Origin of the sequence: Streptomyces sp. NPDC096040 (genome assembly GCF_040303265.1) — a bacterium.
Lineage (GTDB): Bacteria > Actinomycetota > Actinomycetes > Streptomycetales > Streptomycetaceae > Streptomyces.
Genome location: NZ_JBEOTA010000034.1, coordinates 69,772 through 78,264, shown reverse-complemented (window position 1 = coordinate 78,264; position 8,493 = coordinate 69,772). Strand labels below are relative to the sequence as shown.

Below are 8,493 nucleotides of genomic sequence, written 5' to 3'. Positions count from 1 at the left end.
CCTCTGGTTGCTGTACGGAACGTGATCTTCGCAGAGTCGTTCCTACCAGGGGTTTCACGCATGTCTGACGTCAGGTCACCGTCCAGTTCACGCAAACTCGTTACTCAACGCAACCTTCAGGTTGCCGAGAAGACCTCAGTCAACCCGTGCTGATGCAGTAATGACTTGGCTGGTCAGCTGGTGATGGCTTGGACCCGCCCGACGAACTCCTGAGGTAGATCTTCGGGCATCGTCAGTTGTACTCGCACTTCTGCCGCGATGGCGTTGCCGGTGAGCGAAGCTTCCGCATAGCAGGCAACCCGAGCGCCGCGCAGCGGAGCCAGCAAGGGGACCAGCTTCGCGGACGTCTGTTTGGACAGCTCCCCGGCTTCCAGGTCGCCGATCCGCACCACAACAATCTGAGTCGTGGAACGGGGGCCCACACGCTCCACCAAGTGCAGGCTCGCGTACGCAAATGCCTTACCGGGTACGTAGGCTTTGGCCAACAACCCTGCGAGCACACTTGAGTCTTCGGTCTTGACGCGATACCAGCGTCGAGTGGGGATAACCAGGTGCGGGACGGATGCATCAGGTGAGGCGATCGGAAGAAGTTCTCCAGGTCTGGCTATGTCGGCGAAAACCTCGCGCTCGCCTTCCGGCTCACGGCCAGCCACCTTGTTCAGGTGCACACCGTAGTGTGACTCGCCGACGACCTCTTGTGGGAAATACGAGTGTCCCGAGCTGCGAAGGACCAGCGGCCCCTGCGACGTGGATGGGCTGCGCGAGCCTCTTCCCCACACAGGGGTTGGTGTGGCGGAGCTTTGCGCCGTGACCGGACTGGGTGTGCTCGGTGCAGTGATACCGCTGGGGGTCACGGCCTGGAGTTCGGTGTGCAGCACTTCGAACCCGGGTTGTTGTTCGCGCGTGAAGTGCAACTGATGTCGTTTACCCTCATGGGTCCGAAGCTCAGGCCGACCGTTTGCCACACGTCCGGCGCCCTTGAACAGAAGCGAAGCGATATCGGAGGCTGGAACAGCGAGACCATTTGCTCCGAACGTAGCTCTGGCAAGGAATTTGGCCGGTTGCACCTGCACAGATACGCCGTCGTAGTGGACGTTGATTCCGTATCCCTCCACGGTCCCCTCCCGAGGTTACGAAGGTCTATGCGAAGAAGACGCGATGATCCTCTACATGTCCGGCAGGATACGTACGGCTCTCCGGGGCCGAGGCGGTGACTGTCCGCCTCCTTGACGACCTCGACTCCAGTACCTGGCACGCCGACCCGCTTGGTGAGCAGAGCGTGGACTACGGACCGCTGCTCAGCCACGCCGGGTCGAGATCAGGCGCGCTGTCAAGACCAAGACCACTCCGGCCGTGATGAGGTACAGGCCAAGTCGTTCTTCAGGCACTGCCTGTGACCACACCCGCCAAGCTGACGGAGTATAGGCGTCGGCCACCAGGGCGGACCCGTAGAGCCTGGGAGGTGTGCTGGTCTGCCCGCGTACCCACAGCAGGGAGCCTATGGTGGCGCAGGTCGCGGATATCGCGTACAGGACTGCGGCGAAGGACGGGACCGGTCTGTTCAGGGGTTCTCTCTCTGCTTTGTCGACGGGTGTGCGGAATCTGGCCGCACCGGTCACGTCCGTGCCGGGGCATGGTGTCGAACAACCACGCCTACAACGGCCCTTCTACGCGGTGTCCGCATGCGCAGCCACGTTCCAGTCGGAGCATAGACATCCGCTCCACCCTGATCTTGAAAGAGAACAACTTCACCATCAACGACACGGTGAACGGCACCTCGGTCCGCCAGTCCAAGTGGGTCGACTGGAACCGCTACGTCGACGAGCTGTCCTTCGCCCAGGCCTTCCGCACCCAGCTGGTCTCGGTCGGCTTCAACTCCGGCATCGGCATGCTGATCGACACCTCCAGGAACGGCTGGGGCGGCAGCGCACGCCCGGCGGGCCCCGGCGCGACGACCAGCGTGGACACCTACGTCGGCGGCGGCCGCTACGACCGCCGGATCCACGTCGGCAACTGGTGCAACCAGTCCGGAGCCGGCCTCGGCGAGCGCCCGCAGGCCAACCCGGCCACCGGGATCGACGCCTATGTCCGGATGAAGCCCCCGGGCGAGTCCGACGGCTCCAGCACCGCCATCCCGAACGACGAGGGCAAGGGCTTCGACCAGATGTGCGACCCGACCTACACCGGCAACGCCCGCAACGACAACAACCTGTCCGGCGCCCTGCCGAACGCGCCACTGTCCGGACACTGGTTCTCCGCTCAGTTCCAGCAGCTGATGGCGAACGCCTACCCGCCGCTGTCGTAACACCACTGTCCGCCGGGGCTCAGCCCTCCAGGCCCAGTCCCCGGCGGATGGCGCGCTCCACCGCCGAGTAGTCCCCGTCCGGCCGCTCCAGCTCGCAGGGAGCGGCCGGATGCAGGGGCGGCTGCGCCATGAAGCGGGGGCGGGTGCCGTGGTGCGGCTGGGCCGCGTGCACCAGGAAGGGGTGGCAGAGGTAGACGTCACCGGGGCGGCCGGTGGCGTGGGCGACCGGGCGGTGCGCGGAGGCCTCGACCAGACGTGGGGCGATGTCCAGCCCGGACACACCGTCCTCTCCGTACGGTTCCAGCAGCGGGGGCACGACGAGGTGGGAGCCGACCCGGATGCGGGTCGGGGCGTCCTCCTCGGTCACCTCGCTGAACAGGAACAGCATCAGCAGGGCCCGTTCCCGTGAGCGCAGACTGGTGAAGTACCAGCTCGCGCCGTCGGGAAGGTAGCTGCCTTCGATGTGCCAGCCGGCGTCGTCCGGCTCCTGAGCGTGCGGGAACCGCAACGGAAAGCTCCCCAGCGAGTAGCGGGGCGACCAGCGGTCCTCGCCCACCAGCAGGTCGAAGGCCCGGTGCAGGACAGGTGAGTTGGCGGCGGCAGCGAAGGGGCCCTGGGCCATCCCCGCCACCCACACCACCGGGTCCTTCCAGGTGCCGGGGTCCGCCGGGTCGTACCCCGTCTCCCGCCACAGCAGCCGGGCGCAGTCCGCGGCGACCCGCGGCGGGAACGCGCCCTCGATCTTCACGAAGCCGTCGGCCAGGAACCGCTGCACCAGCTCGTCGTCCATCCGGTCATCCTGGCCCGTCGGCGTTGCCGTCCGCATCCGGTTTTTTGCCGCCCCGGCAACAGGACTGGCCTCCGGGCGGTGCGTCGGCGCACGCTGGCGGCACCCGGACGAGAGGCTGCTCCCATGGCGCACGATCACCACCACAAGCACACCGACACCCACGCCCACTCCCACACGGACATCGACTGGGCCGACATGGCCCCGCATCTGGAGTCGCAGGCGGAGCTCTTCGCCCCGCTCTACGAGAACGCCCTGGCCTGGCTCGGCAAGGAGGTCACCGAGCCGGGGCTGATCGTCGACGTGGGCAGCGGGCCCGGTGTGGTGTCGTGTCTGTTCGCCGAGGTCTTCCCGGGCGCCCGGGTGCTGGCCGTGGACGGCAGCGAACCGCTGCTCGACCGGGCCAGGGCCCGCGCCGAGCGGCTGGGCGTGGGGGACCGCTTCGGCGTACTCGCGGGTGAGCTCCCGGGCGTCCTGGACAAGCTGGACTATCCGGCGGACCTCCTGTGGGCCGGGCACAGCCTGCACCACCTCGGCGACCAGCGGGCCGCGCTCACCGCCTTCGCCGAGCGGCTGGCCCCCGGCGGCACCCTGGCCATCCTCGAAGGCGGCCTGCCCAGCCGCTTCCTGCCCCGTGACATCGGCATCGGCCGGGCCGGGCTCCAGGCACGCCTGGACGCGGTGCTGGAGGAGTGGTTCGCGCAGATGCGCACCGAGCTGCCCGGAGCCGTCGCCGAGGCCGAGGACTGGCCCGCGCTGCTGAACTCCGCCGGGCTCAGGCACACCCGCAGCCGCAGCTTCCTCATCGACCTGCCCGCCCCGGCCTCCGAACGGGCCCGCGCCTACGCCACCGAGATCCTCTCCCGACTGCGCGACACCGTGGGCGACGGTCTGGACGCCGACGACCGCACCACTCTGGACCGCCTCCTCGACCCGACCGATCCGGCGAGCGTCCACCGCAGGCCCGACGTGTTCGTCCTCGGCGCCCGGACGGTACACACAGCCGTACGCCCGGTCTAGCAGCGAAGCGCGTACCTCACCGTCACCTGCGGTCCTTGACATCGAGAGCGCTCGAAGTGATGGACTCCGGTCGGTCGTCGAATCACAGGGGGAACATCATGACCGACTCTCCGGTCGCGCTCATCACCGGCGGTGGCAGTGGTATCGGTGCCGCCGTGGCGCGGCAACTGCTGGATGCCGGGCACCGGGTGGCTGTCACCGGGCGGGGTGCCGAGCGGCTGAGGGACTTTGCCCGCGAACTCGGTGAGCCGGACGGTCTGTTGACCGTCGTGGGGGACACCGCCGAGTACGCCGACGTGCAGGCGGCGGTCGACAGCACGCTCAAGGCGTACGGGCGGCTCGACACCGTCGTCGCCAACGCGGGCTTCGCCACCCACGACACCGTCGCCGACGGCGACCCGGCGGGCTGGGCCGAGATGGTTCTCACCAACGTTCTCGGCCCCGCCCTGCTGATCCGGGCCTCCGTCGACGCGCTGAAGGCGAGCCGGGGGCGTATCGTCCTGGTCGGCAGCGTCGCCGGGTTCGTGAACACGCCCGGCAACCTGTACGGCGCGACCAAGTGGGCGGTCACCGGGCTCGCGGAGAACACCCGCCGCCAGGTCACCGACTTCGGCATCGGCGTCACGCTGGTCGCGCCGGGCCGGGTGGAGACCCCGTTCTGGGACGCCAACGGCAGCCTGCCGCCCGGCCATCTGCTGACCGCCGACCAGATCGCCGACTCGGTGGTGTGGGCGATCCGGCAGCCGGTCGGCGTGGACGTCAACACCATCGTCGTACGTCCGCTGGGGCAGCCCAACTGACCGGTCCGGTACCGGGCTTGGGCCGCCCGGGTCAGTTGGCCGAGAGGAACTGCTTCGCCAGCTGGTCTCCGAGGGACACCGCCGCGCTGTGGCTCTCGATGGGGGAGACCTTGGAGTTCTTGAACAGGATGTAGGTGACCCCGGAGTCGGCACCGCCGGTCGCCGGGTCCGGGTCGATGCCCAGCGCCTTGGCGGTGGCGTACGACGCCTCGCCGATGATCTTCGTGGGGCCGGTGTCGCCGACCACCGCGTACTCGACCTTGTTGTTGTAGATCACGGCGACCACACCGCCGCCCTTTATGCCGGCGCTGGAGTAGTTCCAGATGCTGCTGGAGCTGGGGACGACGACGTACGGCAGCGACTCGGCCTTCAGCGGCTTGCCGTCGGACTGGTGGAACGCGGTGTCGTCCTGGTACCAGGGGTCACGGTTCTCGTTGCAGTTGGTGGTGCGCTGGCCGTCGCAGTCGATGTCCATGTCGGCCTTCCAGAACACCGCGCCGTTCTTGCCGCACACGGGGATCGTGGCCGAGGTCTCGTCGTCGGTCTTGTACTTGCCACTGGAGATCTGGGAGCAGGAGGTCACCTTGGCGAGCAGGTCGGCCGCGCTGACCGAGCCCTCCTGGGCGGACTTCGGGACGGTGGTGCCGGAGGCGCTCGCGGGAAGCACTCCGGCGGCCAGCAGAGCGGCCCCGGAGGCCGCGGCAAGGGTCAGTGTTCGGATGCGCACTGTGGGGGGTCCCTTCTGTTAGGAAAGTTTCCTGACCGGGTGCCGTACAAGGTGGCCCCGGCTGCATGTCCGCGTCAACCCCTAGGTGTGAACTCGGTGAATTGTCATGCATTGCGGCCATATGCCCCCCAGGGAACACTAGTGGGGCAGGACATTCCGAACATTCATGCAGGAGCCGTGCGGGGGATGAGCGGTGGCTCCGGCGGCTCCTGGGAGGCGAGGGGTCATGTTCGTACGCACGGTGTACGTCACCGGCGATCCGGCGCAGATCGAGGCCGCCATCCGGGCGCTGAACAGCGAGGGGCGCAGTCTGCTGGAGGAACGTCCCGAATACCGGGGCGCGGGCGTCTTCGTCGACCGGGATCTCGGCAAACTGCTCGCGGTGAGCTGGTGGGGCTCGGAGGGGGCCCGGCGCAACAGCGACCAGGTCATGCGCGAGCGGCGCGGGCCGATGCTGGAGCCGTTCGCGGGCACCGTCGCCGTCGAGAACTACGAGGTGGCCGTCTTCCACTCGGTACGGCTGCCGAGGGCGGGCGGCGGGCTGCGGTCCACCAGGGTGGAGTTCGACCCGGCCGACACGGATCTGTTCGTCGAGACGTTCCGCTCGTCGGCGATACCCCGTCTGGAGACCCTGCCCGGTTTCGCGCGGTGTGCCCTGTTCGTCGACCGGGAGCGGGGCCGGGGCGCGGTTGGCGTGCTCTTCGTCGACCGCGCCTCCATGGCCGCCTCCCGCAGCGGCCAGGCGGCCGCCCGGCGCCAGGACGTCGCCAAGGCGCATGTGAGCGTGGTCGGCCTGGAGGAGTTCGAGGTCGTCCACGCGGACGTGCACTCCGTCTGACGCGCTCCGCACGGGAGTCGGGGCAACGCGAACGGCCTGTCGGGTGACGCGAACGGCCTGTCGGGTAGCGCGAACGGCCGTCCCGCCGTGAACACGGCGGGACGGCCGCTGCGAGAGCGGCGGGACGGCCGGTACGAGCGGGGCTGCCGCTCAGTCCATGCGGTCGGCTGTCCCCATATGCCGGCTCAGCCCATGTCGAAGGTGGCCGGGTCCGGACCGATGCGCCGGTCCTCGTTGAGTGCGCTGATCGCCGCGAGGTCCTCGGTGTCCAGGCTGAAGTCGAACACCTCGATGTTCTCCTTGATCCGGGACGGCGTGACCGACTTCGGGATCACCACGTTGCCCAGTTGGACGTGCCAGCGCAGCACGACCTGGGCCGGGGTGCGGTTGTGCTTCTGTGCGATGGCCACGATCGCCGGCACCTCCAGCAGACCCTTGCCCTGGCCGAGCGGAGACCAGGCCTCGGTGGCGATGCCCTGCTCGTCGTGGAACTCCCGGGCTGCGTGCTGCTGCAGATGCGGGTGCAGTTCGATCTGGTTGACCGCCGGGATGACCGACGTCTCCTCGATCAGCCGTTCCAGGTGCTCCGGGAGGAAGTTGGAGACGCCGATCGCCTTGACGCGGCCGTCGGCCGACAGCTTCTCGAACGCCTTGTACGAGTCGACGTACTTGCCCCGGGCCGGCAGCGGCCAGTGGATGAGGTACAGGTCCAGGTAGTCCAGACCCAGCTTCGCCAGCGACGCGTCGAAGGCGCGCAGCGTGGCGTCGTACCCCTGGTCGGCGTTCCAGAGCTTGGTGGTGACGAAGATGTCCTCGCGCGGCACACCGGACGCGGCGATGGCCTTGCCGGTGCCCTCTTCGTTGCCGTAGATCGCCGCTGTGTCGATGCTGCGGTACCCGGCCTCCAGTGCCGTGGCGACGGCCCGCTCGGCCTCGTCGTCCGGCACCTGCCACACACCGAAGCCCAGCTGGGGCATCTCGACGCCGTTGTTGAGGATTTTCGGGGGGACCTTGCTGCTCACGAGCTCTCGATCCTTAGGTTCTCGACAGTGTGCTGCTCCCATCGTCAACGATCACCGGCCGTGATGCATTCCTGACCCCGGAATCCGCCGGAACCGAGCGGTGAGTCAGCCACTCGGGGCGGAGATTGGCCGGAAATGCATCCGACCTTATGGGTCCGGACCATTGACCGCGGCCCGTTGCTGCCGAGACTCTGGTTCGCATCGTCGGACGTATTGCTGAACCCGGTACAGGGATGTGAACCATCCTGTGGGTTTTCCAGCTGATCCCTGTGAACGCGACTCCCTTGCTGCGTTCTGAGACCCCCAACCTCAGGAAAGCAGGTACCCACCCATGAACGAGACGACTCTCGAAAACCGCCAGGCGGAACCAACGGCTCTGCAGACATCCGATGAAAAGGTCTGGCGAAGCCCTGGTTATCAGGTCGTGGAGACGGCCCTGGAAGTGACCGGCTACGCCCTCGGCGACCGCTGACCGCACCATGACTGTCACGAGTGTCCACGCCGGGACAGCCGCCGGCCCCTGGTCGGTCACGGAGTTCACCGAACGGCTGCGCGCCGTCACCGCCGACCGCTACCACGACCGGCACCCCTTCAACCAGCGAATGCACCGGGGCGAACTGACCCCGGCCGAACTGGCCCCGGCCGAACTGCGCCGCTGGATCACCAACCGCTTCCACTACCAGCGGCACATCCCTGTCAAGGACGCCCTGATCCTCGCCAAACTGGACCGGTCGGCGCTGCGCCGTACCTGGCTGCGCCGCATCCGCGACCACGACGGCACCGCCGACGGCGAGGGCGGCATCGAACGCTGGCTGCGCCTCGGCGAGGCGGCCGGCCTCACCCGCGAGCAGTTGTGGGACAGCCCCCGGGTGCTGCCCGGGGTGCGCTTCGCGGTCGAGGGGTACGTCACCTTCTGCCGGCTGCACCCCGCACTGGACGCGGTCGCCGCCGGGGCGCGTGCTTCGCCGGCCGCCGTCGAGACGGGTGGGGGGCG

8 protein-coding genes and 2 pseudogenes are annotated in these 8,493 nt (G+C 68.3%); 6 read left to right on the top strand and 4 right to left on the bottom strand.

Annotation, left to right across the window (positions count from 1 at the left end):
- Positions 1 to 173 precede the first annotated feature (173 nt).
- The gene (locus tag ABTY98_RS34970; RefSeq protein ID WP_352225123.1) at positions 174 to 1,115 is read right to left on the bottom strand and encodes a hypothetical protein; all 942 of its coding nucleotides are present in this window, start codon (positions 1,113 to 1,115) and stop codon (positions 174 to 176) included.
- A gap of 617 nt (positions 1,116 to 1,732) precedes the next feature.
- Between ABTY98_RS34970 and ABTY98_RS34965 the strand changes: the two are divergent.
- Positions 1,733 to 2,305 (top strand): annotated as a pseudogene (locus tag ABTY98_RS34965) (glycoside hydrolase family 6 protein); the annotation flags it as partial.
- Positions 2,306 to 2,324: 19 nt separating this feature from the next.
- Here the strand turns inward: ABTY98_RS34965 and ABTY98_RS34960 are convergent.
- On the bottom strand, positions 2,325 to 3,095 hold the full coding sequence (locus ABTY98_RS34960; protein ID WP_352225122.1) for a phytanoyl-CoA dioxygenase family protein: 771 nt from the start codon (positions 3,093 to 3,095) through the stop codon (positions 2,325 to 2,327).
- Between the two features lie 123 nt (positions 3,096 to 3,218).
- Here ABTY98_RS34960 and ABTY98_RS34955 point away from each other — a divergent pair, with 123 nt between their 5' ends.
- Positions 3,219 to 4,112 carry a class I SAM-dependent methyltransferase gene (locus ABTY98_RS34955; protein ID WP_352225121.1) on the top strand — a complete coding sequence of 298 codons (894 nt, stop codon included), beginning with the start codon at positions 3,219 to 3,221 and terminating at the stop codon, positions 4,110 to 4,112.
- Positions 4,113 to 4,210: 98 nt separating this feature from the next.
- On the top strand, positions 4,211 to 4,912 hold the full coding sequence (locus tag ABTY98_RS34950) for an SDR family oxidoreductase (RefSeq protein WP_352225120.1): 702 nt from the start codon (positions 4,211 to 4,213) through the stop codon (positions 4,910 to 4,912).
- A gap of 31 nt (positions 4,913 to 4,943) precedes the next feature.
- On the opposite strand, the gene ABTY98_RS34945 is transcribed toward ABTY98_RS34950, so the two are convergent.
- The gene (locus tag ABTY98_RS34945) at positions 4,944 to 5,639 is read right to left on the bottom strand and encodes a glycoside hydrolase family 75 protein (RefSeq protein WP_352225119.1); all 696 of its coding nucleotides are present in this window, start codon (positions 5,637 to 5,639) and stop codon (positions 4,944 to 4,946) included.
- A 226-nt stretch (positions 5,640 to 5,865) separates the two neighbouring features.
- On the opposite strand from ABTY98_RS34945, the gene ABTY98_RS34940 reads away from it, so the two are divergent.
- The gene (locus ABTY98_RS34940; protein ID WP_352225118.1) at positions 5,866 to 6,477 is read left to right on the top strand and encodes a hypothetical protein; all 612 of its coding nucleotides are present in this window, start codon (positions 5,866 to 5,868) and stop codon (positions 6,475 to 6,477) included.
- Positions 6,478 to 6,662: 185 nt separating this feature from the next.
- Here the strand turns inward: ABTY98_RS34940 and ABTY98_RS34935 are convergent, their stop codons facing one another.
- Positions 6,663 to 7,499 (bottom strand): aldo/keto reductase, encoded by an 837-nt coding sequence (locus ABTY98_RS34935; protein WP_352225117.1) that lies wholly within the window; start codon positions 7,497 to 7,499, stop codon positions 6,663 to 6,665.
- 331 nt (positions 7,500 to 7,830) lie between these two features.
- On the opposite strand from ABTY98_RS34935, the gene ABTY98_RS34930 reads away from it, so the two are divergent.
- Both ABTY98_RS34930 and ABTY98_RS34925 read left to right on the top strand, forming a co-directional pair.
- Positions 7,831 to 7,971 (top strand): pyrroloquinoline quinone precursor peptide PqqA, encoded by a 141-nt coding sequence (locus ABTY98_RS34930; RefSeq protein WP_352225116.1) that lies wholly within the window; start codon positions 7,831 to 7,833, stop codon positions 7,969 to 7,971.
- A gap of 7 nt (positions 7,972 to 7,978) precedes the next feature.
- Positions 7,979 to 8,449 (top strand): annotated as a pseudogene (locus ABTY98_RS34925) (iron-containing redox enzyme family protein); the annotation flags it as partial.
- Between the last annotated feature and the right edge of the window lie 44 nt (positions 8,450 to 8,493).

What these genes read in the sequence shown, in the direction of transcription:
- ABTY98_RS34940 (WP_352225118.1), top strand. Translation starts at nt 5,866, where the DNA reads ATGTTCGTACGCACGGTGTACGTCACCGGCGATCCGGCGCAGATCGAG.
- ABTY98_RS34960 (WP_352225122.1), bottom strand. Translation starts at nt 3,095, where the DNA reads ATGGACGACGAGCTGGTGCAGCGGTTCCTGGCCGACGGCTTCGTGAAG.
- ABTY98_RS34955 (WP_352225121.1), top strand. Translation starts at nt 3,219, where the DNA reads ATGGCGCACGATCACCACCACAAGCACACCGACACCCACGCCCACTCC.
- ABTY98_RS34930 (WP_352225116.1), top strand. Translation starts at nt 7,831, where the DNA reads ATGAACGAGACGACTCTCGAAAACCGCCAGGCGGAACCAACGGCTCTG.
- ABTY98_RS34950 (WP_352225120.1), top strand. Translation starts at nt 4,211, where the DNA reads ATGACCGACTCTCCGGTCGCGCTCATCACCGGCGGTGGCAGTGGTATC.